The organism is Streptomyces sp. WP-1 (assembly GCF_030450125.1).
GTDB lineage: Bacteria > Actinomycetota > Actinomycetes > Streptomycetales > Streptomycetaceae > Streptomyces > Streptomyces incarnatus.
On record NZ_CP123923.1, the window covers coordinates 1,774,838 to 1,798,190 of the forward strand.

Consider the following 23,353-nt stretch of genomic DNA (forward strand, 5'->3'; position numbering starts at 1 on the left):
GTACTTCGCCGAGCCGTTCTCCTTCGAGCGTCGCACCCGGGGGGCGCGTTCTTCGCAGGGGACCCGGAAGCGATCAGTATGGCTTCGTAGCCGACCATGATGTTGTCTTCCGTACCCGACCATCGTGCCCCGTACCGGCCGCGATCGAGGAGCCGACCGTGCCCCACTCCCCCACCGCCGAGGCCGAGGTCGCCGCGGAGCTGCGGTCCGAACGCCCCGGGCTGCTGCCCCGGTACGGCGCCGAGCTGCCCGGTGCCCGCGCGGCCGTGCTGACCCGGCTGTGGCGGGGGCTCGCGCACGAGCCGCTGCCCTGGATCACCGGGCGGGCGCGCGGGGCGTCCGGCCTGACGCTCCGGCTGGCCGACGGCCGCACCCTGCACGGCCCGCACCCGGACCCGTACGCCACGCACGCCTATGTCACCGCCGTGCGCCTGGACCGGCAGTGGTACGACGATCCCGCCCGGCTGACGGCGGAGCTGGCGGCCGGTGCCGGGGTGGGGCCGGGGGCCGAGGGGTTCGCGGCGGAACTGGGGCACAGCGTGGCCTCCCTGGCGCTGTCCCGGGCCGCCGCCGACCACCCGGAGGAGTGGCCGGAACTCGACTGGGAGTGGGAGCAGCGGGTGGTGGACGGACACCCCTTCCATCCCAACTGCCGCTCCCGGCCCGGGTTCTCGGTCGCGGACCAGCTGGCGTACGCCCCGGAGCACCGGCCCGTGGTACCGCTCGGGACGCTGCCGGTGCCGGCCGCCGAATGCCTGGTGACCGGTGAGTGGCCGCAGGAACTGCGGGACGGAGGGCGGCTGTTGGTGCCGGTGCACCCGTGGCAGGCGGCGCATGTGCTGAAGCGGTCGTACGACGACTGGCGCCCGGCCCACCCGCTGATGTCCCTGCGGACGCTGGCCGTGCCCGGCGGACTCCATGTGAAGACGGCGCTGAGCGCCCGGCTGACCTCCTCGGTGCGGGACATCTCGCCGTACTCGGTAAAGGCGGCGGCGATCCTGTCCGACTTCGCGGCCGAACTCGCGGAGCGCAGCGGCGGGTTGCTGGACATCACCCGCACCCTGAGCGCGGTCACCGCGGGGTCCGCCGAACTGGCGGCGCTGCTGCGGGAGTCGCCCGAGCGGTGTGCGGGGCCGGGCGAGCGGGTCCTGCCGGTGGCCGCGCTCGCCACCACACCGCTGACCCGGGACCCCGGGTGGCTGGCCGCGTTCACCCGGCTCGCGCTCACCGTGGGACTGCGGCTGCTCGATCTCGGGGTGGCCCTGGAGGCGCACGGGCAGAACCTCCTGGTGGTGCTGGCCGCCGACGGGCGCCCGCTGCGGCTGGTCTACCGCGATCTGGCCGACATCCGGATCAGCCCGGCCCGTCTCGCCCGGCACGGCATCGCACCGCCCGCGCTCGCCGGACGGCTGGTCACGGACGACGAAACCGCCCTGCGCCGCAAGCTGTTCGGCTCCCTGGTGGCGGGCGCGCTGGCCTCGGTGGCAGGCTCCGGAGCGGCGCTCGGGGCGGCCCTGGCCGCGGTCGTGCCGGACCTTCCGGACACCTCCGATCTCGCGGCGCTGCGTGAAGGTCCGGTGCCCGCGAAGGCGTTGACGCTGATGCGGCTGTCGCCGGGGACACCGGGCGACCAGTGGACGGACCTGCCCCACCCGCTCGTTTTGGAGCCCGGCGCGGTTGATCAATAGGATCCGTCGATGATCAGAAGACAACGGCTGGCGGTAGGAGTGTGCGCTCTGCTCGCCGCACTGACCGCCGGGCTCACGTTCCCGACAGCGGCGGCCGCCGACGAGACGGAGCAGGCCGCTCCGAAGGTCGAACTGGTGCTGGATGTCAGCGGATCCATGCGGACCCGGGACATCGACGGCGGCACCCGGATGGCGGCGGCGAAGCAGGCGTTCGACGATGTGCTCGACGCGACCCCGCAGGACGTGGAACTGGGCATCCGCACGCTCGGCGCCAACTACCCCGGCAACGACCGCAAGGAGGGCTGCAAGGACACCGCGCGGCTGTATCCGGTCGGCCCGCTGGACCGGACCGACGCGAAGACCGCGGTGGCGACGCTCCAGCCGACCGGCTGGACGCCGATCGGGCCCGCGCTGCTGAAGGCGGCGGACGACCTCGACGGGGGTTCCGGTACCCGCCGGATCGTGCTGATCAGCGACGGCGAGGACACCTGTCAGCCGCTGGACCCGTGCGAGGTGGCCCGGGAGATAGCCGCCAAGGGCATCGGCCTGACCATCGACACCCTCGGCCTGGTGCCCGACTCCAAGACCCGCGACCAGCTCAGCTGCATCGCGGACGCGACCGGCGGCACGTACACCTCCGTGCAGCACAAGGAGGAACTGACGGACCGTGTCGGCCAGTTGGTGCACCGGGCGGCCGATCCGGTGGTGACGCCGGTGGCCACCTCGGGCGCCGGGCAGTGCACCAGCGCGCCGATGCTGAAGTCCGGTCTGTACACCGACCGCGCGGCCTTCGGGCAGCAGCGCTGGTACAAGGTCGACGTCAAGCCCGGCCAGGAGCTGCGCGCCTCGGTGAGCGTCGCGGACGACCGGGCCGTGAACCCCTCCTACGGGGTGCTGCTGCGGGCGGTGACCGCCAAGGGGCGGGAGATCGTCCGCGGTGAGGCGGCCGGTACCGGGCGCACCGACATGATCTCCACCGGGCTGCGCTACCCGAAGCCGTCGAGCGACGACGACAACGCGCCGCCGGAGACGGTGTGCCTGGAGGTCGCGCACTCCTTCTCGGCGCCCGCGGGCGTGAAGAGCACGCCGGGTCTGCCGCTGGAGCTGACCGTGGACGTGGTGAACGGTCCCGACCAGGCGCACGACGTGGCCTCGTTCGGTCTCGGCCGCGGCTGGTGGCTGCTGGGCACGCTGGTGCTCATCGGCTTCCTCGCGGGTGTGCTGTGGGGCTGGCTGTCGCGCTGGCGCGTCGCGATCTGGAGGACGAACTGATGCGTGCCGTACGAGTATTGAGCGCCCTGGGTGCGACGCTGCTCGCCCTCGGTCTTGCCGCGGGACCGGCCGCCGCCGATTCCTCGCCCTCCCCCAGCGCCTCCGACGGCTCCGAGAACTCGGCGCCCACGCAGGCGGGCACGTCCTTCCGTACGGCGACGGAGCTCCAGCAGGGGCAGCGGGCCACCGCTGCCGGGTCCACCGGTGACTACCTGTACTGGTCGTTCCCGGCGGACACCGGGCAGCGGCCGACGGTCACGGCGAGAGTGAAGCTGCCGCAGGCGCACGGCGCCGAGACCTGGCAGCTCGATGTGTTCGACGGGCTGCGCCGCCGCCAGTCCTGCCAGTACGGCGCCTCTTCCCGCACCGCAGAACAGGGTGCCAACTCGGTCGAGTTGGCGTGTGTGATGCGTACGGTGCGCGGCTGGGCGGAGCCGTGGGCCAACGACCCGCTGCCCGGCACGTACTACGTGCGGCTGACGGTCGTGGACCTCGGCGCCTCGGATCTCGGTCAGCCGGTGAACGCCGAGATCCAGGTGGACTCCAAGGACATCGGCGGCCCCTCGGCCGTCGACGGGTCCCTGGGCAAGCCGCTCGTCCCCGGCATCGCCGTCAAGTCCGAGGCGCGGGGCGACGATTCCAAGACCGCCGTGCTCTCCAGCTTCGGCTCCCGCGACGGCTGGTCCTCCGGCTGGTGGTCCGACCGCTGGGTGTGGACGGGCATCGGCGCGGTGCTCGCCGCGCTGGCGGGCATCGGCGGATACGCGCTGACGCGGGGACACGGCAGGCCGCCGACCGTCTGACCGCGCCGTGGAGAAGGGCCCGCCCGTGTGGCGGGCCCTTTTTCCGACCCCGGGCCGAGCGCTTCTTTTCCGGCCCCGGGCCGAGCGCTTCTCCCCGTCTTCGGCTGGGGCGCTTTTCTCCGCCTTCGGCTGAGCGCTTCTTCCTGGCCCTGGCCGGGCGCTGTCTTCTGACCCGGCCGGACGCTGCCATCTGCCCGCAGCCGGGCGCTTCGTTCCGACGCCGGCCGGGCCCTGTTCTGCTCCAGCCGGGCGCTTCGCTCTGAAACCGGCGGCCGAGCCCTTTCTACCCCCCAGTGGGGCGTTTCGTTCTGACTCTGGCCGGGCTCTTTTTCTGCCCCCGGCCGGGTGCGGCAGCCGATAGCTTGGCGCCATGTCCGCGTTCATACAGCAGCTTCCGGCGCTGGTCGGGGTCGTCATCGGCGCCGTCGGCTCGTATCTGGCGATCGCCCGCGGTGATCGGATCCGCTTCCACCGCGAGCGGGCGGCCCGCTGGGAGGAGCGGCGGCTGGCGATCTACTCCGAGTACGCGAGGGCGCTCAAGCAGTCCGTCACCCTGGCCTACCGGATGGCGGCCCATCTGGGCGTCGACCCGCATCCGCACCCGCTCTCCCCCGAAGAGGCCGCTTCCCAGCTGGCCGAGGCGACCGACGCCAGGGATCCCGCCGGGGAGGCGCTGCTGATGCTGGGCAGCACCGGCGTGGTGGACCGGGCCCGCGAGTGGGTCGTCGCCGTGATGGACATGGAGCGGTTCATGCGCGGCGAGGTCCACGACCCCGAGTCCTGGCGGGCGTTGATGGCGCGGCAGCGGGCCGCTCGGGAGGCGTACTACGCGGCCGTCCGGCACGACCTCGGGCTCCCGCCCGGTCATTCGGGGGAATGGAGCCTGTCGGCGTTCTCCTGAACCCACCGGCCGGGACCGTCACTTCGGGCGCTCCGTCATCCCTCCCGCAGCGCCTTCGCCACCGGCCCCTCGCCCTCCACCGTGATGTCCCCGGCGCGCAGGGCCGCCAGGAGGGAGAGGGTGCCGCGGGCCACGGCCTCGGAGACCGGGGTCGTCAGGGTGAGACACGCGTCCGCGGGGGTGGGGGCGGGCCCGTCGCCGTACACCGGTGCCGTGTCCGTTGGTTCCTTGCCCGTCGGTTCCTTGCCCGCGCGGACATGGAAGTCGCCCTCCTCCAGCCGGACTTCGACCAGCCCCCGCACTCCGAGACCCTCCAGCGCCCGCAGCAGCGGCAGGGCGAACCAGTGGGCGCGGACCGCGTCCGTCGGGCGGCGCTCGCCGAGTTCGGCCTCGCCCCAGGCGCCGAACGCCTGGAGGACGGGCAGCAACTCGGCTCCGCGTGACGTGAGTTCGTAGACCGTGGCCGCGCCGGGGGGCGGCAGCCGGCGCCGGGTGGCCAGGCTGTCGCGTTCCATGTCCTTCAGCCGGGAGGCGAGGACGTCGGTGCTCACGCCGGGCAGGTCCGCGTGCAGATCGGTGTAGCGACGCGGGCCGGCGAGCAGTTCCCGGACGATCAGCAGGGTCCAGCGGTCGCCGACGAGGTCGAGCGCACGGGCCGCGGAGCAGTACTGGTCGTAGCTTCGGCGAGGTGGCATGCGACGCAGTCTAGACGTCTTGTTGGACTTTCCAAGCTCCCGCTTGGTAAAACCAAGTAACACGAGTTCCCGGAGGGACGCATGGAGTTCCGGCAGTCGAACAAGCTCAGCGAGGTCTGTTACGAGATCCGCGGCCCGGTGATCGAGCACGCGGACGCGCTGGAGGAGGCGGGCCACAGCGTGCTGCGCCTGAACACCGGCAACCCCGCGGCCTTCGGGTTCGAGGCACCGGAGGAGATCCTCCAGGACATGATCAGGATGCTGCCCCGGGCCCATGGCTACACGGACTCCCGGGGCGTGCTCTCCGCCCGCCGCGCCGTCGCCCAGCGCTACCAGAACCTGGGCCTCGAAGTCGACGTGGACGACGTCTACTTGGGCAACGGCGTCTCGGAGCTGGTCTCCATGGCCGTACAGGCGCTGGTCGAGGACGGCGACGAGATCCTCATCCCCGCCCCGGACTTCCCGCTCTGGACCGCGGTGACCACGCTGGCGGGCGGCAAGGCCGTGCACTACCTGTGCGACGAGGGGTCCGACTGGAACCCGGACCTCGCCGACATGGCCTCGAAGATCACGGACCGCACCAAGGCCGTGGTCATCATCAACCCCAACAACCCGACGGGCGCGGTGTATCCGAAGGAGGTCGTCGAGGGCATCCTGGACCTCGCCCGCCGACACGGCCTGATGGTGTTCGCCGACGAGATCTACGACCAGATCCTCTACGACGACGCCGTGCACCACTCGGCCGCCGCCCTCGCCCCCGACCTGGTCGTCCTCACCTTCTGCGGGCTCTCCAAGACGTACCGCGTGGCGGGCTTCCGCTCCGGCTGGCTGGTCGTCACCGGTCCCCGGCAGCACGCGAAGAACTACCTGGAGGGGCTGACCATGCTCGCCTCCATGCGGCTGTGCGCCAACGCGCCCGCGCAGTACGCCATCCAGGCCGCGCTGGGCGGCCGCCAGTCCATCCGCGAACTCACCGTGCCCGGCGGCCGGTTGTACGAGCAGCGCACCGTGGCCTGGGAGAAGCTCAACGAGATCCCCGGCGTCTCCTGCGTCAAGCCCAAGGGTGCGCTGTACGCCTTCCCGCGCCTCGATCCCAAGGTGCACCGCATCCACGACGACGAGAAGTTCGTCCTGGACCTGCTGCTGCGCGAGAAGATCCAGGTCGTGCAGGGCACCGGCTTCAACTGGCCCTCCCCCGACCACTTCCGCATCCTCACCCTGCCCCAGGCCGACGACCTGGAGGCGGCGATCGGGCGGATCGGGAGGTTCCTCGGGGGGTATCGGCAGTAGCGGCGAGGGGGGCACACCAGCCGTACCGGCGCCGACCGCAGGGTCAGCGGCGCCGGTGCGCGTGGTTCACGCGCCGCACCACGCCGCCGTCGACGCGGTCCGTACGTCCGCGGCCAGGACGTCCGGGTCGGCGTGCCACAGCAGTACCGAGACGCCGAGGGCTCCCGAGGTGCCGGTGTGGGTCCGCCGGGCGGCCCGGCGGACGTGCACGAGCCGCTCGCTCGTCGTCCCGGGGGCGTGCCGGTACCGCTCGCCCGGCATGACGGGGATCCACACCCACGCGGCCTGGGTGCCCGTGGGGCGCGGCTCCGGGACGGGGAGGTCGGCCTGGAGGGCGAGATCGGCCTCTTCCAGGTTCAGCCCCGCGTGCAGCCGGGCCAGTTCGGAGACCAGGGCGCCGGGCGCCCGCCCCGCGACCTCCACCACGATCAGCTCGCCGTCCCCGTTGACGGCGAACTCCGTGTGCACGACGAAGGCCCCCTCGGCGCCGAGCGCGGCGACCACGGCGCGGTTCAACTCCTGCGCGCGCCGGGACAGTTCACTGTCGTACGGGATGGTCCAGCCGCCGAGGCGGCGGCCGTCGGGCAGGTCGAGCAGCGGGCCGAGATAGGTGCCGGTCTGGACCGGGGTGGGCACTCCGTCGCGGACCAGGCTGTTGACATGGTGGAAGGTGCCGTCGAGGAACTCCTCGATCTGCCAGTCCTGTTCACCCCGGTGCCCGGCCAGCCAGTCCCGCAGTTCGGCCTCCGTGCGCAGGATGGCGACCCCGCGGGAGTTGGCCTCCCGGCGGGGCTTGACGACGGCCGGCAGGCCGACGGTGCCGGCGACGAGGGCGAGACCGGCGCCCGGTTCCGGCACCCCCTCGGTGAGGGCGAGGAAGCGCGGCACCCGCACCCCGGCCGCGGCCAGGCGCTCCTTCATCAGCACCTTGTCGATGTAGTGCGCGGGCCGGTCCGGGTGCCGGGCGGGCAGGCCGAACTCGGCGCGCAGTCCGGCGCAGCCGATGAGGCAGTACTCGTCGTTGGTGACGATCTGCACCGCCCGGTCCCCGGCGAGGCGCCGTATCTCCGGGGCCCAGGTGTCGCGCGGCGCCGTGCGGACGGCCGGAGCCCCGCCCGGCGCGTCCTCGCGCATCACCGCGTCGGCCCCGCCCTCGGCGTCGGTGAGGACGACGGTCTCCCAGTGCGCCGGGTCGAAGGTGGCCGCCGGGTCGGTGGTGAGGGGCTGCCGGGAGTGCAGGAGCACCGCCAGGGGGCGTGCCGGAGGTGCCACGCGCCTCTGTTCCTGGGTGGGCACGGCGTGCGGGGCGCCCGCGGAATCCGGCGGAGCCCAGGACAACCCGCTCAACGGTGCTTCGGACGTGCGGTCGCCGTCGATGATTCCCCCCGAGCCTATGGACCTGCCAAGGCGCACGAGCTTCGGCCGTTGTCTCCTTGGAGTCAATAGCCTCTTCGGCCAAGGCGGGGTGCCCGACAAGGCACGATCTGGTGGTGAACGGGCCGATGAGCAGCTGATCCTTTGGATGATGAGCGGACGACATGTGAAGTGATGAGCAGGTGATCCGCTGGACGATGAACGGCTGATCTTTCGAACGGGGGCCGTCTGGCGCAGTCCGGCCTGCGGGCGCCGGTCCTCCGTGGCACGGTGCTGCCAGACGAGCGGGAAGGCGCTGGGATGGGTGACCTCTTTCTCGTCCGGCACGGTGAGACCGAGTGGTCACGGTCCGGACGGCACACCGGCTGGACCGACGTACCGCTGACCGAACGCGGCCGTGAGGAGGCGCGCCGACTGGTGCCGCTGATCCGCTCGCACCGTATCGGCGCCGCCTTCGTCAGCCCCCTGCGACGGGCCCGGGAGACCGCCGAGCTGATCGGCATCCACGACGCCCGGGTCGACGCCGACCTGCGCGAATGGGACTACGGCGGCTACGAGGGCGTCACCACCTTGGAGATCCAGCGCACCCGCCCCGGCTGGTTCCTGTTCACCGACGGTGTCGCGCCGGGTCCGCCCGGCCGTCCCGGGGAGAGCCCGGAACAGGTCGGCGAGCGTGCCGACCGCATGCTGGCCAAGGTCGACGCCGCGCTGTGCGACACCGAGGGCGTCGTGGTCCTCGTCGCCCACGGCCACTTCCTGCGTGTCCTGACCGCCCGCCACCTCGGCCTCCCCGCCGGGCGCGGCGCCCTGTTCCAGCTGGCCACGGGCGCGCTGTGCCGCCTCGGCACGGAGCACGGCCGGCCGGTGGTGGCGGGCTGGAACATCCGGCCGAGCTGAGGAAGGGATCCACGGCTCCCACGGTCAGGTCCGCGTCCTCCTCCGGGGCCTTGTTGTCAGACCCTCGTCCTACGCTTTCCTTCGAGTCGCTGAACCCGGCGGCCGTACCCGGCGGAACCCGGAGGGGGCGCACCGTGAGCCGAGAACCGACCGCCGCCCAGCGGCGGGTGATCGACGCCGCCGACCCGGTCACCGGCCGGTTGCGCGGTACGGAGGCGCAGCTCACGGCGCTGGTGCGGCGGGGCCTCGCCTTCCGGCACCCGCGCCCGCCGCACGACCACTTCCTGACCCCGGAAGGCCGGCGCGTACAGGAGGGGTCACCCGGCACACCGGAGCAACCCGGGCAACCGGCGCCCTCCGCCGGTGTGTTCGCGGCACGCGTCGGCGGGGCGGAGGAGGCGGTCCTGCCCTCGGACCCCGGGCGGCTGCGGGAGGTGCGCGGTGCATGGCAGGGCCTGCTGGAGCTGCGCCGGATGACCAACCCGGACGGCTCGGTCGACCGGCCCTGCGCATGGGAGCGCGGCCATCTGGTGCGGGCCGCCGCCCTCGCCCTGGAGGCGGCCGGGCATCCCCCGGAGACGGCGTCCGCCCCGGGCTACCGGGTGCGTGCGACCCCGCAGCCGGATGCGGTCGCCGTGTACGCGCCGGACGCGACAACACTGTCGGCCTGCGCGGACACGCTGGAGCGGGCGGGATGGCAGCCGGGCGAGTACACCGAGCCCCGGACCCGGACGCGGTATCTGCTGGCGTCCCCGCGCCGTGCCTGACCCGGAGACGTGCCGCGCGCCGCGCGTGGAAGGATCACCGGACGGGCAGCGCCGCCGCGGCAAGCAGCCGCCGTGGCAAGCAGCCGCCGTGGCAAAGCAACCGCTGTACCGGAGCAGCCGTCGTACCGGAGCAAGAGGGGAAAGCCGTGAGCGAACCGTTCTCCGTCCGCGTCACCGTCCGCGGGTACGAGACCGATGTGCAGGGCCACCTGAATCAGGCCGTGTATCTGAGCTACGCCGAGCACGCCCGCTGGTCGCTGCTCCAGGCCGCCGGCATCGGCCAGACCGACCTGGTGCGCACCGGTGTCGGCCCGGTGGTCCTGGAGACGACCATCCGCTACCTGCGTGCACTCCTCGCGGGCGACGAGGTGGACGTGACCTGCGTCTTCGAGTGGACCTCCGGCAAGACCTTCAAGGTCCACCAGGAAATGCGCAAGGCCGACGGCACCCTGGCCGCCGAAGTCACCGGCCTCAGCGGCCTGCTGGACCTCAACGAACGCAGACTGGTCGCCGACCCGGCCAAGATCTTCGAAGAACTCGCCTCCGACCCGGCCCTGTTCGGCCTGTAGCCGGGAGGGGGTAGGGGCGGCAGCCCGGAGGCGTCGGCCAAGCGGCACGGAACGCCCCCTCGTGGTAGCGCGTTGTCGCCGTCACGGACGTACCGCACCCCGGCCTACCCACCGGCTTCCGCGCCCTGATCGGCGTCCCTCCCCGCTCCTACTTCACCGACCGGCTCCCGGCGCGGCCACCCTGCGGATCGCGCTCGGGCTGAGACTCCGCCCTGACCCGCCTTGCCCGTCGCACCGCACGCCACACGGACGCGGTCGCCCGGATCACGAAGGCGATCTCCGCCCGGTGCTGGTCGATGAACTGAACGAGGTGCATCGTTCGTTCCTCCCTCTCGCTGCCGAACCCGCTGCCCGGCGCCGCTGTCCGGCCTCGTGGCTCCGGTCTACGGGGCGCCCCGTCCGGCCTGAAGCCCGTTCGGACAGGGCTCGGACAGCACGGCCGTCACCTGCGGATGGAACGCGCTGTCCGGGTGTCCGAGGTGTCCGCGCGCGGACATGCGCGGTCGTCGGGCGGACGGGTGCGCCGACCACGTAGGCTCGGTCGAGGGGCAACGACGCGGTGGGGGGCGGTATGACGACGGGCCGGGAGCGGAGGCCGTCGACGGGGGGAATCATGCTGAAGCCCCTCGATCCGCAGGCTCCTGAGCCGATGCGGCAGTTGGCGCGACGGCTGCGGGAACTGCTGGCCGACGCGGGGTTCACGGGGGTCCGGGACATCGCGGCCGTCTGCGGCCTGGGCCGGAGCACCGTCTCGGACGCGCTGTCGGGTTCGCGCGCGCCGACCTGGACCACCGTGGCGGCGCTGCTCAGGGTGGGCGGGAGGGGTGCGAGTACGCAGTGGCAGCGCGCCGTGGAGCAGGCGAAGGAGAGCGAGCGGGAGTGGAAGAGCACTCGGCGGAGCCGGCCGGACGGCGCCGGGGCATCGGCGCCCGCCGAGGTCACGGCAGCCACGCGCGAGGCGGCCGACGCCGGGCCCGGCACCTTCTCGGTCCGCGCGCCCTACGGTGAACTACCGTGCCGGGTGCGGGGGCGCGACGAGCTGCTGACCGCGCTTGAGAGCGTCGTGACCGAAGGCTCCGACCGGATCCAGGTGCTGTGCGGGCTGGGCGGTTGCGGCAAGACCACGGTGGCGCTGCGGCTGGCACGGTTCGCCCATGGTCTGGGCCACCGCGTCTTCTGGATCTCCGGCGCCTCCCGGGACCGGCTCAGCACCGGGATGCGTCAGGTCGCCCGAGAGCTGGGCGTGTCCGAGCACGACATCGACGCCGCGTGGTCCGGCAGGTCGAGCGCGACCGACCTGGTGTGGCGCGCCCTCGACGGTGCCGACCGGCCGTGGCTGCTGGTGGTCGACAATCTGGACGAGCAGTCGGTGGCCTCGACCGTGGACGGCATGGTGGGTGACGGCGCGGGATGGATCCGGGCGAGCGCGGCCGGGCTCACCGTGGTCACGTCCCGGATCGGCAATCCGGTGCTGTGGGGCGGTGCGGCGGCCTGCCGACCGGTGGACACGCTGGCACCGGAGGACGGAGCGGCCGTCCTGATCGACCTCGCGGGCGAAGCAGGGAGCGAGGCGGATGCTCGGCGGCTCGCGGAACAGCTCGGAGGCCTGCCACTGGCATTGCGGCTGGCCGGATCGTTCCTCGCCCGGGCACGGCGGGGAATCGGGCTGCTCACCGCAGGAGGAGACCACGGCCCGGTGCGGGACTTCGCCGGATATTTACGGGAGTTGGAGCGACTGGGAGCGGAACTGCTCGATCGTGGCGAGCGCTCGGACGGCCTCCCGGACGAACGCCGGCTGCGCCGCCTGGTCGGCCGCACCTGGGAAATGAGCCTCGACCTTCTGGCGGGGCAGGGCATACCCGAGGCTCGACCGCTGATGCGGCTGCTCTCCTGCTTCGGGCGCGCGCCCTTCCCGATGGACCTGTTGCGCACCGCTCTGGAGAAGGATCCCGAGCTGCTGCCCGGCGACGCGGCACACTGCGAGGCCGCCATCGAGGCCTTGGTGGACCTGAGCCTGCTGGGCGTGGAGGACATACCGCTGGCCTTCGGCCACGGGACGGAGTCGGTCGTCGTCCTGACCTGTCTGACGGCCCACCCCCTGGTCCTGGAGACGAACGCCCTCCAGATCCGCAACGCCCCGGAGCGTACCCGGACCCGCCTGTGGCGGTCGGCCTCGGTGATCGCCACCCTGCTGGCCGTGTTCACGACCGGCCCGGAAACGTGGAAGATCTGGCAGCTCCTGGTTCCGCACGTGCGGGCGGGCCTGCGCCAGGTGCCCGACGCACCCGAGGAGGCGCTCGTCGTCTTCCTGCGCGCGGGCATGGCGGCGCGCAATTACGCGGCCGGGTCCAACAATCACGCGCTCATGCGGGAATTGGCCTCGGCACTGAGCGAGCGAGCCCCGGCCCTGCCCGAGCGGCATCCGATCCGGCTGGCCGCCCGGCGCGTCAGCTATGACCAGTGGGACGACAGCGACCGCTCCGCCGAGGCGAAGCAGGTGTACGAGGCATATGTTCGGCACTACGGCGCGGACGACGAACGCACGGTCTCCGCCCGGCGGGAGGTGGCGAGGGCGCTGCGCCGAGCCGGCCGGGTGGTCGAGGCCGAACAGGAACTGCGCGCGATGGCCGAGGCCGCGCGTCAACTGTCCCAGCCCAAGCCGGTGCTGGTCATCGCCGATCTCGTGCATGTTCTGGTGAAGCTGGGCAGGACGGACGAAGCCGCCGAGAGAGCAGAAGAGTTGCTGGCCGTCCCCGACGGGCCGGAGAACACCCTCGACGTCCCCCTCGCCCACCAGGCCGCCCACGCCCTGGATGCCGCGGGTCTGCTCACCGGGGCGGAGACGTACTACCGCAGAATCCTCGTCCGGCTGGAGGAAGCCGCGGAGGAAGGCTCGCCGCTCTACCGCGACATGATCCGGCATCTGGCGGACAACCTCGCCCAGCAGGACCGCACGGACGAGGCGGTGGACCTGCTCGGCGGGCTGCTGGACTGGTACCGGTCGAACACCGCCACCGCCGCCAACCGCATCAGCACCCTGGTGCGGTTCGCCGAGAAGCGGTCGCACCTCCAGCTCGTATCGGACCAGCCGGAGCGGGCGGAGGCCGGGTTACGGGACATCCTGACCGAGGAGTTCGCGGAACTCGACCCCGCCGACGCGAGCGTGATACGCCTGCGCGTCCTGCTGGTGGACGTCCTGCTCGTCCAGAATCGGTGCACGGACGCCGAGCGGATGCTGGACGAGGTCGAGAGAGACCTGACCGAGGCCGGCGGCAGTCCGGGGGTACCTCAATGGGTCCTGCCCCTGTGGCGGGCCCGCTGCCGCTGTGCACACGACAGATGCGACCAGGCCGTCGTGATCTACGACGAAGTCATCGCGGCCGTCGCCGACAACCAGGATCTCGCCGCGTCCATCACCGCGGAGGCCGAGGAATGCCGACAGGCCCTGGCGGACCCGGCCCCACCCCCCGCCCCCACCCTCACTGCACCGGCGTCAACTCCTCCCCCGCCTCCATCGGATGGGTGACGTCCTGTGCGTCCCGGCCCCGGCCGAGGTGGTTGAAGACCAGGTTGAGCAGGACCGCCATGACGCAGCCCGTGGAGATTCCCGAGTCCAGGACGATCCGTGCCGTGTCCGGGAACGCGTGGTAGAAGTCCGGGGCCGTGATCGGCACGATGCCGATGGCCAGGGAGACCGCGACGATGAGCACGTTGTTGTCCTTGTCCAGGCCGGCCCGTACCAGGGTCTGGATGCCGCTCGCGGCGACCGAGCCGAAGAGGACGACGCCCGCGCCGCCGAGGACCGGGCGGGGGACGACGGCGATCAGGGACGCGGCGGCCGGGCACAGGCCCATCAGGACGAGGAAGCCGCCACCGAACGCGACGACGAAGCGGCTGCGGATGCGGGTCATGGCGACCAGGCCGATGTTCTGGGCGAAGGCGCTGCACATGAAGCCGTTGAAGAGGGGGCTGAGGGCGGAGCCCAGGGTGTCGGCGCGCAGGCCGGCCGCGATGGTCCGTTCGTCGGAGGGCCGTTCGACGATCTCGCCGAGGGCCAGCATGTCGGCGGTGGACTCGGTCATCGAGACCACCATCACCACGCACATCGACAGGATCGCGGCGATGTGGAACTGCGGGGCGCCGAAGTGGAAGGGGGTCGGGAAGCCGACCAGGTCGGCCGACGCGACCGGGGAGAAGTCGGTGGCCCCGAACGGGATCGCGATCAGCGTGCCGGCGATCAGGCCGAGCAGTACCGCGATCTGCTTGACGAACCCGCGGGTGAAGCGGCGCAGCAGCAGGACGATCAGGAGGGTGACGCCGGCCAGGGTGAGGTTGGTGGCCGAGCCGTAGTCGTGGGCCGACGGGTCGGGGCCCTGGGCCCAGCCGAAGGCGACCGGGAGCAGGGAGACCCCGATCAGGGTGATGACCGTACCGGTGACGACCGGCGGGAAGAAGCGGACGGCCTTGCAGAACACCGGGGCGGCGAGGAAGCCGAGGAGGCCGGCGACCATGACCGCGCCGAAGATCATCGGCAGGGCGTCCGACTTGTCCTTGGCCGAGGCGATGATCGCCGTCATGGGGGCGACACCGGCGAAGGTGACGCCGTTGACGAAGGGCAGCCGGGCGCCGATCTTCCAGAAGCCGAGGGTCTGGAGGAAGGTGGCGAGCCCCGCGGTGAACAGACAGGCACCGGTGAGGAAGGTGAGGTCGGTGCCGGACAGACCGGCGGCCGCGCCGACGATCAGGGGCGGGGCGACGACGCCCGCGTACATGGCGGCCACGTGCTGGAGGCCGCTGGTCGCCATCTTCAGGGCGGGGAGTTTCTCGTCCACCGGGTGGACGGGGACTGGCGCTGCTTCGGCGGGTTGGGCGGACACGGCGGGCTCCTCCGGTCGGTTAGACACGTCGGCTGTGGACGTGGGTGTCAGGGAGGTGGTGCGCGACGGGCATGGGGGCACCTCCCGCTCGAGCGCAGCCGAGAGTGGGGGAGGGACCGGGGACCCAGGGGAGGGTCGTGGACGGGGACCCGTGGGGAGGGTCGTGAACTGGACCCGTGGGGAGGGTCGTGGACGGGGACCCGTAAGGGTCGTGAAGGGAACCGTTCCGGGGCGCGCACGCTCGCGCGCCCCGGAGCCGGCCGCCGTGGGCCCCGCTCGGGTCCACGGCTGCCGGCCGGGAGCCGTCCCTCCCGGCCGGAGTCGGGGGGTCAGCGCTGAGCGGCGAGCCGCGCCAGGCGCCGGGCCTCGTCGCGGGTGGCGCGCGCGATCGCGTCCTCGTCGACGGTCAGCAGGCGGCCGTCCGCCACGATCTGACGGCCGTTCACGAACGACGCGGTGACCGGGGCGGCCGCGCCGAAGACCAGGGCGGTCACCGGGTCGGCGATGGAGGCGTGGGCCAGCGTGTCCAGCTTCCAGAGCACCACGTCGGCCAGCTTGCCCGCCTCCAGCGAGCCGGTCTCGGCGGCCCTGCCGAGGACGCGGGCGCCCCCGTGGGTGCCGAGCCGCAGGGCCTGGCGGGCGTTGAGCGCGGCCTCCCTGTGGGCGCCGAGCCGGTTGATGAGCAGGGCGTTGCGCAGCTCGGTGTGGAGTTCACCGGACTCGTTGGAGGCGGTGCCGTCGACGCCGAGGCCGACCGGGACGCCGGCGGCGAGCATGTCCGGGACCCGGGCGATGCCCGCGGCGAGCCGGGCGTTGGACGAGGGGCAGTGCGCGACGCCGGTCCCGGTGCGGGCGAAGGCGTCGATGTCGGAGTCGTTCATATGGACGCAGTGCGCCATCCACACGTCCTCGCCCAGCCAGCCGGTGGACTCGAAGTAGTCGGTGGGGCCCATGCCGAACAGCTCGTGGCAGAACTTCTCCTCCTCCACCGTCTCCGAGCCGTGCGTGTGCAGCCGTACGCCGAGCCGGCGGGCCAACTGGGCGGCGTCGCGCATGAGTTCGGTGGAGACGGAGAAGGGGGAGCAGGGCGCGACGGCGACCTGGGTCATGGCGTCGAAGGAGGGGTCGTGATGCTCCTCGACGGTGGCCTCGGTCGCGGCGAGCGCGCCGTCCAGGCTCTCCACGGCGAAGTCCGGGGGCAGTCCGCCGTCCGACTCGCCGCGGTCCATGGAGCCGCGGGCGAGGGTGAAGCGGACGCCCGTCTCGCGGGCGGCGCGGATGATCGCGCCGGACAGGTCGCCGGTGCCGCGCGGGTGGACGTAGTGGTGGTCCATGGCGGTGGTGACCCCGCCGCGGGCCATCATGGCGAGCGAGCCCTGGGCCGCCGTGTAGGCCATGGACTCGTCGATGCGCGCCCAGACCGGGTAGAGCGCGACCAGCCAGTCGAACAGGTTGTGGTCCGTGGCCAGGCCCCGGGTGAGCCACTGGTAGAAGTGGTGGTGCGTGTTGATCAGGCCGGGGGTCGCGAGATGACCGGTGGCGTCGATCCGGCGGACCACGTTCTCCAGGTTCCCGGGTGCCGGCCCCGCGCCGAGCGCCTCGATGCGGTTGCCGGCGAGGACCAGGTACCCGGAGGCGTACTCGGTGTCGTCGGCGTCGACGGTCGCGATCGAACAGTTCTCGATGACGATGCGCTGGGCTGCTGCCATGGTGCGTCCTTTTCGCTCAACGGACTTCTGTGGGGAGGGCACGGCAGGACCCTGGGGAGATTTGAGTGCCGCGGCCGGGCTCCGGTGGGGGTGGTACCCCGGCCGCGGGTGCCGAAAAGGAGGTCGATCGGGTGCGGGGGGTGAATCAGAGGTTGGTGAGGTCCACCGGGATCCGCGGTTCGCAGCCGTCCCGCAGGATCGTCGCCTCGATCAGGCCGTAGGGCCGGTCGGCGGCGAAGTAGACCTCGTTGTCGTTCTTGAGCCCGAACGGCTCCAGGTCGACCAGGAAGTGATGCTTGTTGGGCAGCGAGAAGCGGACCTCGTCGATCTCGCTGCGGTTGTTGATGATGCGCGCGCCCATCTGGTACATCGTCTGCTGCAGGGAGAGCGAGTAGGTCTCGGCGAACGCCTGGAGCATGTGCTTCTTGACCTGCTCGTACGACTTCTCCCAGTGCGGCATCTTCTGCTCGTCGTCGGTCCAGTTGAACCGCCAGCGGCCGGAGACGGAGGTCGCCAGGATGCGGTCGTGGGCCTCCTGGAGGGTCGTGTACTTGTCCTTGACGTAGCCCCAGAACTCGGAGTTGGTCGAGTTCATGACGGTCAGGTCCTTGAGACCGGAGACGACCTCCCAGGACGAGCCGTCGTAGGTGATCTGGGTCAGCCGGGTCTCCTGGCCCTTGCGGACGAAGGAGTGCTTGACCTCGTCGGCGCCGATGAACCGGGAGTTCGCGTCGGAGGTGGCGATCCGCTCCCAGGCGTACTCCTCGATCCGGATCCGGGCGCGCTGGATCGGTTCCTGCGAGGTGACGAAGTGCCGGGCGAGGTGGATGCCGAACTGCTCGGCGGACTCGATGCCGTACTCCTTGGCGAACGCGAACACCGTGTTCTTGGTGGTGTCGGTCGGCAGCACATGGGCGTTGGAGCCGGAGTAGTGGACGTCCTCCATGTCGCCGCTCAGCGCCACGGAGACGTTGAGGTCCTTGATGTGATGGGTGGCGCCGTCCCGCGTGATCCTGACGACTCGGTTCTCGGCCTTGCCGTACTGGTTCTGTCCCAGGATCACAGGGCGGCCAGGGCGGGAATTGACGGTCATGTAGCTAGCTCCCTCGGTAAACGGAGTAGCCGAACGGGTTGAGCAGCAGCGGTACGTGGTAGTGCTCGCCCGGTACGACGGCGAAGGTGATCGCCACCTCGGGGAAGAACACGGCCGGTCCGCTGTCCCGATTCGCGGGGGCGTCCTGCTGCGCATCGGCTTGCTGGTTCGCTGATTGCTCTCGGAAATACGGCTCCACGGCGAAGTCGAGCCGTACCTGGGTGGTACCCGCCGGTGGCGTCGGCAGGTCCTTGCACCGGCCGTCGGTGTCGGTCGCGGAGCCGCCGAGCGCCACCCAGTCCGCGTCCCCGCCCGCGCGGGCGAAGAGGCGGACGGCGACACCCTCGGCGGGGCGGCCGATCGAGGTGTCCAGGATGTGCGTGGACACGGAGGCGGTGGTGCTGGTGCTCATGGGTCAGGCGTCCTCTTCGACGAGTCGGGCCAGTCGGATGCGGTTGATCTTCCGCAGCTCGGTGCGGACGATCTCCCGCTCCCGCTCCGGCGCGTTGCCGATCCGCTCCCGGACCGCGTCCCGCATCCGCTCGCCGGTCAGACCGGTGGCGCAGATCAGGAAGACATGCCCGAACTTCTCCTGGTATGCCAGGTTGAGTTCGAGCATCTCGGCCTTGAGTTCCTCGGACGCGCCGGCCATGCCGCGCTGCTCGCGGGCCGAGGCCGGATCGCCCGGCCGGGGCCGCCCGATCGGCGGGTGCCCGGCCATCGCCTCCGCCAGATCGGCGGCGGTCAGCTCGGCCAGGGCGGCGTCACTCGCCGCGTAGAGCTCGTCGGCGGTGGCGTAGGGGCGGGCGGCGGTCAGCCGTCGTGCCCATGCCGTGGAGGCGCACGCCTCGTGGAGGGCGGCGAAGGCCGCCCGCCCCTCCAGATCGTTGAACCGGGCCAGGCCCGGGGGCGTGGAAGTCGACGTCACGGGAGCCTCCGTGGCCGGATTCGGCCTTCGTGCTGAACGGGCTGCCGATAGCTAACGCCCCCGGAAACGCCACGTCAACACTTTGTTGAAAAATCCGCGTTACGAGGCGTTACAGGCCACGACACCCCCCGGAGGGCCTCACACACCCGCTTCACACACCCTTCTCCCGGTTGAGGTAGTTGTAGACGGTGAAGCGGCTGACGCCCAGCGCGCCTGCCACGGTCTCCACCCCGTGCCGCACGGCGAAGGCGCCCCGCGCCTCCAGTATCCGCACGACCTCCTGCTTGGCCCTGCGGTCCAGCTCGGACAGCGGCCGCCCCTCCCTGCGCTCCATCGCGACGAGGATGTGATCGAGGGAGTCGGCGAGCTGCGGCAGCCGTACGGCGACGACGTCCGCGCCCTCCCAGGCGAGCACGACATCCTCGGGGCCGGCCTCGCCGGGCGGCACCATCGTCCCGCCCATGGCGTCGACCAGCGGTTTCACGGCCGCGATGAAGGGCTCCTCCCCGGTCATCCATCACCCTCCCCGGCCTGGTCACCGCTGCCCGGCTCGCCACCGGTGCCGCCGGTGCCACCCTCGGTACCCCCGTCGCCCAGCACGTTGACCTGGAGCGAGATCCGGGTGGCACCGGCCGCGAGGCTCCGGCGCAGCAGCGTGTCCACCGCGGTGAGCACCTGCTCGGCGCCACCCTCGGCGGTGTTGCCGAACGGGCCGACGTCCACGGCGTCCAGGGCCGCGGTCTCGATGACCTCGCGCGCCGCCAGGGCGTGCGCGGGGGCCTCTTCCAGGTCGAAGGGTTCGGTCGTGAACTCCACTCTCAATCGCACGCGCACAACCTAACGCGCGGTACGCGCCCCGGGGCGCCCCAGCGGGAACCGGCCTGCGGGCCCCCTTGACAAGCACTGACACACGGCGGCAATCTTCCAATACGCAGAAAAGAACTTCCGTAATGCGGAATTACTACCACGGAAGGGAGCGCGGCCCGACATGCCAGGTTTCGACTGGGGCACAGCCGCAGACCAGCGCTTCAACGTCAACCTGTCGATCCTCTTCACGGAACTCCCGCTCCTGGAGCGCCCCGCGGCCGCCGCCGCGGCGGGCTTCACCGCGGTCGAGCTGTGGTGGCCCTGGGTCGACTCACCCACCCCCGAGCAGTCCCGCCTGGACGCCCTGAAACGGGCGGTCGAGGACGCGGGCGTACAGCTGACCGGACTGAACTTCTACGCCGGACAGCTTCCGGGCCCCGATCGCGGCGCCCTGTCCGTCCCCGGCGAGGAGTCCGAGCGGTTTTGCGCCAACGTCGATGTGGCGGCGGACTTCGCCGCGTCCCTCGGCTGCACGGCGCTCAACGCGCTCTACGGCAACCGCGTGGACGGCGTGGACCCGGCCGAGCAAAACGCGCTCGCCCTGGAGAACCTGACCCTCGCGGCCCGCGCCGCCGACCGGATCGGCGCGACGCTGCTGATCGAGGCGCTCAACGCGCCCGAGTCGCCGCGCTACCCGCTGGTGTCGGCGCCGGCCGCGGTCGAGGTCGCCGACCGGGTCAACGCGGCGACGGGCCTCGGGAACGCGTCGTTCCTGATGGACCTGTACCACCTGGCCATGAACGGCGAGGACCTGCCCGCCGTGATCGACCGCTACGCGGCGCGGACCGGCCATGTCCAGATCGCCGACAGCCCGGGCCGCGGCGCCCCCGGCACCGGCTCGCTCCCGCTGGCGGAGCTGCTGGGCCGGCTGCGGAAGGCCGGTTACGAGGGCTGGGTGGGCCTGGAGTACAAGCCGGGCGACCGCCCGAGCGCCGAGGCCTTCGACTGGCTCCCGCGCGAGGCGCGCCCCGCGCGCTGAACTCCCCCGACTTCGCACAGCAGTTGAGAGAGGCACCCCCGAACATGAGCAAGACACTCCCGAAGATCGCCTGGATCGGCCTCGGCATCATGGGCTCCCCCATGTCCGAGAACCTGATCAAGGCGGGTTACGACGTCACCGGCCACACCCTGGAGCGGGCGAAGCTGGACCGGCTGGCCGCCGCCGGCGGCACCGCGGCCCCCTCGATCGCCGAGGCGGTGCGCGACGCCGACGTGGTGATCACGATGGTGCCCGCGTCCCCGCAGGTGGAGGCCGTCGCCTACGGCCCGGACGGCATCCTGGAGAACGTCCGCCCCGGCACCCTGCTGATCGACATGTCCTCGATCACGCCGGGCACCTCGATCGAGCTGGCGGCCGCCGCGAAGGAGAAGGGCGTCCGGGTGCTGGACGCCCCGGTGTCCGGCGGCGAGGCCGGTGCCGTCGAGGCGGTGCTGTCCATCATGGTCGGCGGCGAGCAGGCCGACTTCGACGAGGCGAAGCCCCTCTTCGAGGCCCTCGGCAAGACCATCGTGCTCTGCGGGCCGCACGGCTCGGGGCAGACCGTGAAGGCGGCCAACCAGCTGATCGTCGCCGTCAACATCCAGGCGTGCGCCGAGGCCGTGGTCTTCCTGGAGAAGTCGGGCGTGGACCTCGCGGCCGCGCTCGACGTACTGAACGGGGGCCTCGCGGGCTCGACGGTGCTGACGCGCAAGAAGGACAACTTCCTGAACCGCGACTTCGCGCCGGGGTTCCGGATCGATCTGCACCACAAGGACATGGGCATCGTGACCGACGCCGCCCGCAGCGTCGGCGCGGCCCTGCCGGTCGGCGCGGTGGTCGCCCAACTGGTGGCGTCCCTGCGCGCGCAGGGCGACGGCGGCCTGGACCACTCGGCCCTGCTGCGGTCGGTGGAACGGCTGTCCGGCGCCCAGGTCTGACACCTCCCGGGACCGGCCCCCGGGCCCCCTTCGAGACTTCCGGGTCGCGGTGCCGCTGACACCTGTCCCGTCGCGCCCGATGCGACACCGCGGCCCGGAACCACTTTCAACAAACTGTTGACGCCCCGTTCACCCCGCTCCTAGGCTCCACGCAGACTTCTAGGCTCCACAAAGCGGAAGACTATTTCCGCTGCCACCCGCATGGAAGGTCCACGATGTCGCAGCGCGTGCTCACGACAGAGTCCGGCGCCCCGGTCGCCGACAACCAGAACTCCGCCACCGCCGGCGTCGGCGGCCCGCTCCTGCTCCAGGACCAGCACCTCCTGGAGAAGCTCGCGCGCTTCAACCGCGAGCGGATCCCGGAGCGGGTGGTGCACGCCCGGGGCTCCGGTGCCTACGGCCACTTCGAGGTGACCGACGACGTCACCGGGTACACCCACGCCGCCTTCCTCGGCGGGATCGGCAAGCGCACCGAGGTGTTCGCGCGGTTCTCCACGGTCGCCGACAACCTCGGGGGCGCGGACGCGGTGCGCGACCCGCGCGGCTTCGCGCTCAAGTTCTACACCGAGGAGGGAAATTACGACCTCGTCGGCAACAACACCCCGGTGTTCTTCATCAAGGACCCGCTGAAGTTCCCCGACTTCATCCACTCGCAGAAGCGGGACCCGTTCACCGGCAAGCAGGAGCCGGACAACGTCTGGGACTTCTGGGCGCACGCCCCCGAGGCCACGCACCAGGTGACCTGGCTGATGGGCGACCGCGGCATCCCGGCGTCGTACCGGCACATGAACGGCTACGGCTCGCACACCTACCAGTGGACGAACGCCGCCGGCGAGGGCTTCTTCGTCAAGTACCACTTCAAGACGAACCAGGGCATCCGCTGCCTGTCCACCGAGCAGGCGCAGGAGCAGGCGGGCAAGGACCCCAACTCCCACCAGACGGACCTGCTCCAGGCGATCGAGCGGGGCGTGCACCCCTCCTGGACGCTGTACGTGCAGATCATGCCGGCGGCGGACGCGGCGGACTACCGCTTCAACCCGTTCGACCTGACGAAGGTCTGGCCGCACCGGGACCACCCGCTCCAGCGCGTGGGCCGCCTGGTCCTGGACCGCAACCCGGACAATGTGTTCGCCGAGGTCGAGCAGGCCGCGTTCTCCCCGAACAACTTCGTGCCGGGCATCGGTCCCTCGGCGGACAAGATGCTCCAGGGCCGGCTGTTCGCGTACGCGGACGCCCACCGGTACCGCCTGGGTGTCAACCACACCCAGCTGGCGGTGAACGCGCCGCGTGCGACGACCGCGGACAACTACGGGCGCGACGGTCTGATGGCGGCCAACTTGCAGGGCCGGTACGCCAAGAACTACGAGCCGAACTCCCACGACGGCCCCGCCGAGACCGGCCGCCCCCTCGCGGCGCCGCTGCCCGTCTCCGGCCACACCGGCACCCACGCCGCGCCGCAGCACACCAAGGACGACGACTTCTACCAGGCGGGCGAGCTGTACCGCCTGATGTCGGAGGAGGAGAAGCGGCGCCTGGTCGCGAACATCGCCGGGGGTCTCGCCCAGGTCTCCCGCGACGACGTGATCGAGAAGAACCTCGCGCACTTCCAGGCGGCGGACCCGGAGTACGGCAGGCGGGTGCGGGAAGCGGTCGAGGCCCTGCGCGAGGACTGAGCCGGCCGATCAGCAGGCGGCGTGCGGGGACTG

General features: G+C 71.9%; 21 protein-coding genes. 12 read left to right on the forward strand and 9 right to left on the reverse strand.

Going from position 1 to position 23,353, the window contains the following annotated elements; translation table 11 throughout:
* The first annotated feature begins 158 nt into the window (after positions 1 to 158).
* The 4 genes from QHG49_RS07535 to QHG49_RS07550 all read left to right on the forward strand — a co-directional run bounded on the left by QHG49_RS07535 (position 159) and on the right by QHG49_RS07550 (position 4,664).
* A complete protein-coding gene (locus QHG49_RS07535) occupies positions 159 to 1,688 on the forward strand; it encodes an IucA/IucC family siderophore biosynthesis protein (protein ID WP_301488024.1) in 1,530 nt (509 codons plus the stop codon).
* A gap of 9 nt (positions 1,689 to 1,697) precedes the next feature.
* Positions 1,698 to 2,960 carry a VWA domain-containing protein gene (locus QHG49_RS07540; protein WP_159706192.1) on the forward strand — a complete coding sequence of 421 codons (1,263 nt, stop codon included), beginning with the start codon at positions 1,698 to 1,700 and terminating at the stop codon, positions 2,958 to 2,960.
* Positions 2,960 to 3,763 (forward strand): hypothetical protein, encoded by an 804-nt coding sequence (locus QHG49_RS07545; RefSeq protein WP_301488027.1) that lies wholly within the window; start codon positions 2,960 to 2,962, stop codon positions 3,761 to 3,763. Before QHG49_RS07540 ends, QHG49_RS07545 begins: the two co-directional genes overlap by 1 nt.
* 370 nt (positions 3,764 to 4,133) lie before the next feature.
* The gene (locus tag QHG49_RS07550; protein WP_301488029.1) at positions 4,134 to 4,664 is read left to right on the forward strand and encodes a hypothetical protein; all 531 of its coding nucleotides are present in this window, start codon (positions 4,134 to 4,136) and stop codon (positions 4,662 to 4,664) included.
* Between the two features lie 35 nt (positions 4,665 to 4,699).
* Here QHG49_RS07550 and QHG49_RS07555 read toward each other — a convergent pair whose 3' ends face one another.
* The gene (locus QHG49_RS07555; protein WP_301488031.1) at positions 4,700 to 5,359 is read right to left on the reverse strand and encodes a helix-turn-helix domain-containing protein; all 660 of its coding nucleotides are present in this window, start codon (positions 5,357 to 5,359) and stop codon (positions 4,700 to 4,702) included.
* An 81-nt stretch (positions 5,360 to 5,440) separates the two neighbouring features.
* Between QHG49_RS07555 and QHG49_RS07560 the strand changes: the two genes are divergently transcribed.
* Positions 5,441 to 6,649 (forward strand): pyridoxal phosphate-dependent aminotransferase, encoded by a 1,209-nt coding sequence (locus tag QHG49_RS07560; RefSeq protein ID WP_301488032.1) that lies wholly within the window; start codon positions 5,441 to 5,443, stop codon positions 6,647 to 6,649.
* Positions 6,650 to 6,715: 66 nt separating this feature from the next.
* On the opposite strand, the gene QHG49_RS07565 is transcribed toward QHG49_RS07560, so the two are convergent.
* A complete protein-coding gene (locus tag QHG49_RS07565) occupies positions 6,716 to 7,921 on the reverse strand; it encodes an acetyl-CoA carboxylase biotin carboxylase subunit family protein (protein WP_301488034.1) in 1,206 nt (401 codons plus the stop codon).
* A 402-nt stretch (positions 7,922 to 8,323) separates the two neighbouring features.
* On the opposite strand from QHG49_RS07565, the gene QHG49_RS07570 reads away from it, so the two are divergent.
* The 4 genes from QHG49_RS07570 (at position 8,324) to QHG49_RS07585 (ending at position 13,782) form a co-directional block, all read left to right on the forward strand.
* Positions 8,324 to 8,920 (forward strand): histidine phosphatase family protein, encoded by a 597-nt coding sequence (locus tag QHG49_RS07570; RefSeq protein WP_145486422.1) that lies wholly within the window; start codon positions 8,324 to 8,326, stop codon positions 8,918 to 8,920.
* Between the two features lie 134 nt (positions 8,921 to 9,054).
* Complete coding sequence (locus tag QHG49_RS07575) at positions 9,055 to 9,687, forward strand: hypothetical protein (RefSeq protein ID WP_301488038.1); 633 nt, start codon at positions 9,055 to 9,057, stop codon at positions 9,685 to 9,687.
* Between the two features lie 146 nt (positions 9,688 to 9,833).
* Positions 9,834 to 10,256 carry a thioesterase family protein gene (locus tag QHG49_RS07580; RefSeq protein ID WP_301488039.1) on the forward strand — a complete coding sequence of 141 codons (423 nt, stop codon included), beginning with the start codon at positions 9,834 to 9,836 and terminating at the stop codon, positions 10,254 to 10,256.
* A gap of 613 nt (positions 10,257 to 10,869) precedes the next feature.
* Complete coding sequence (locus QHG49_RS07585; RefSeq protein WP_301488041.1) at positions 10,870 to 13,782, forward strand: hypothetical protein; 2,913 nt, start codon at positions 10,870 to 10,872, stop codon at positions 13,780 to 13,782.
* Here the strand turns inward: QHG49_RS07585 and QHG49_RS07590 are convergent.
* From QHG49_RS07590 to QHG49_RS07620, 7 genes are all read right to left on the reverse strand, one after another.
* Entirely contained in the window at positions 13,736 to 15,133 is a 1,398-nt protein-coding gene (locus QHG49_RS07590; RefSeq protein ID WP_268982808.1) for a nucleobase:cation symporter-2 family protein, read from the reverse strand. The genes QHG49_RS07585 and QHG49_RS07590 overlap by 47 nt on opposite strands.
* Positions 15,134 to 15,462: 329 nt before the next feature.
* Positions 15,463 to 16,842: an 8-oxoguanine deaminase gene (locus QHG49_RS07595; RefSeq protein WP_301488044.1), complete on the reverse strand. Its 1,380-nt coding sequence runs from the start codon at positions 16,840 to 16,842 to the stop codon at positions 15,463 to 15,465.
* A gap of 145 nt (positions 16,843 to 16,987) precedes the next feature.
* Positions 16,988 to 17,935: a factor-independent urate hydroxylase gene (gene pucL, locus QHG49_RS07600; RefSeq protein ID WP_145486427.1), complete on the reverse strand. Its 948-nt coding sequence runs from the start codon at positions 17,933 to 17,935 to the stop codon at positions 16,988 to 16,990.
* Positions 17,936 to 17,939: 4 nt separating this feature from the next.
* Positions 17,940 to 18,347 (reverse strand): hydroxyisourate hydrolase, encoded by a 408-nt coding sequence (uraH, locus tag QHG49_RS07605; protein WP_159706178.1) that lies wholly within the window; start codon positions 18,345 to 18,347, stop codon positions 17,940 to 17,942.
* A gap of 3 nt (positions 18,348 to 18,350) precedes the next feature.
* Positions 18,351 to 18,863 (reverse strand): 2-oxo-4-hydroxy-4-carboxy-5-ureidoimidazoline decarboxylase, encoded by a 513-nt coding sequence (gene uraD, locus QHG49_RS07610; RefSeq protein ID WP_301488048.1) that lies wholly within the window; start codon positions 18,861 to 18,863, stop codon positions 18,351 to 18,353.
* Between the two features lie 151 nt (positions 18,864 to 19,014).
* On the reverse strand, positions 19,015 to 19,377 hold the full coding sequence (locus QHG49_RS07615; RefSeq protein WP_301488050.1) for a helix-turn-helix domain-containing protein: 363 nt from the start codon (positions 19,375 to 19,377) through the stop codon (positions 19,015 to 19,017).
* Positions 19,374 to 19,691 (reverse strand): hypothetical protein, encoded by a 318-nt coding sequence (locus QHG49_RS07620; protein ID WP_236576515.1) that lies wholly within the window; start codon positions 19,689 to 19,691, stop codon positions 19,374 to 19,376. Before QHG49_RS07620 ends, QHG49_RS07615 begins: the two co-directional genes overlap by 4 nt.
* A 160-nt stretch (positions 19,692 to 19,851) precedes the next feature.
* On the opposite strand from QHG49_RS07620, the gene QHG49_RS07625 reads away from it, so the two are divergent.
* From QHG49_RS07625 to QHG49_RS07635, 3 genes are all read left to right on the forward strand, one after another.
* The gene (locus tag QHG49_RS07625) at positions 19,852 to 20,709 is read left to right on the forward strand and encodes a TIM barrel protein (protein WP_301488053.1); all 858 of its coding nucleotides are present in this window, start codon (positions 19,852 to 19,854) and stop codon (positions 20,707 to 20,709) included.
* Positions 20,710 to 20,753: 44 nt separating this feature from the next.
* Entirely contained in the window at positions 20,754 to 21,647 is an 894-nt protein-coding gene (locus QHG49_RS07630) for a 2-hydroxy-3-oxopropionate reductase (protein ID WP_301488054.1), read from the forward strand.
* Positions 21,648 to 21,862: 215 nt separating this feature from the next.
* Positions 21,863 to 23,320 (forward strand): catalase, encoded by a 1,458-nt coding sequence (locus QHG49_RS07635; RefSeq protein WP_301488057.1) that lies wholly within the window; start codon positions 21,863 to 21,865, stop codon positions 23,318 to 23,320.
* The last annotated feature ends 33 nt before the right edge of the window (positions 23,321 to 23,353 follow it).

What these genes read in the sequence shown, in the direction of transcription:
- QHG49_RS07540 (WP_159706192.1), top strand. Translation starts at nt 1,698, where the DNA reads ATGATCAGAAGACAACGGCTGGCGGTAGGAGTGTGCGCTCTGCTCGCC.
- QHG49_RS07545 (WP_301488027.1), top strand. Translation starts at nt 2,960, where the DNA reads ATGCGTGCCGTACGAGTATTGAGCGCCCTGGGTGCGACGCTGCTCGCC.
- QHG49_RS07550 (WP_301488029.1), top strand. Translation starts at nt 4,134, where the DNA reads ATGTCCGCGTTCATACAGCAGCTTCCGGCGCTGGTCGGGGTCGTCATC.
- QHG49_RS07555 (WP_301488031.1), bottom strand. Translation starts at nt 5,359, where the DNA reads ATGCCACCTCGCCGAAGCTACGACCAGTACTGCTCCGCGGCCCGTGCG.
- QHG49_RS07560 (WP_301488032.1), top strand. Translation starts at nt 5,441, where the DNA reads ATGGAGTTCCGGCAGTCGAACAAGCTCAGCGAGGTCTGTTACGAGATC.
- QHG49_RS07570 (WP_145486422.1), top strand. Translation starts at nt 8,324, where the DNA reads ATGGGTGACCTCTTTCTCGTCCGGCACGGTGAGACCGAGTGGTCACGG.
- QHG49_RS07585 (WP_301488041.1), top strand. Translation starts at nt 10,870, where the DNA reads ATGCTGAAGCCCCTCGATCCGCAGGCTCCTGAGCCGATGCGGCAGTTG.
- QHG49_RS07595 (WP_301488044.1), bottom strand. Translation starts at nt 16,842, where the DNA reads ATGGCAGCAGCCCAGCGCATCGTCATCGAGAACTGTTCGATCGCGACC.
- pucL (WP_145486427.1), bottom strand. Translation starts at nt 17,935, where the DNA reads ATGACCGTCAATTCCCGCCCTGGCCGCCCTGTGATCCTGGGACAGAAC.
- uraH (WP_159706178.1), bottom strand. Translation starts at nt 18,347, where the DNA reads ATGAGCACCAGCACCACCGCCTCCGTGTCCACGCACATCCTGGACACC.
- QHG49_RS07615 (WP_301488050.1), bottom strand. Translation starts at nt 19,377, where the DNA reads ATGACCGGGGAGGAGCCCTTCATCGCGGCCGTGAAACCGCTGGTCGAC.
- QHG49_RS07625 (WP_301488053.1), top strand. Translation starts at nt 19,852, where the DNA reads ATGCCAGGTTTCGACTGGGGCACAGCCGCAGACCAGCGCTTCAACGTC.
- QHG49_RS07630 (WP_301488054.1), top strand. Translation starts at nt 20,754, where the DNA reads ATGAGCAAGACACTCCCGAAGATCGCCTGGATCGGCCTCGGCATCATG.
- QHG49_RS07635 (WP_301488057.1), top strand. Translation starts at nt 21,863, where the DNA reads ATGTCGCAGCGCGTGCTCACGACAGAGTCCGGCGCCCCGGTCGCCGAC.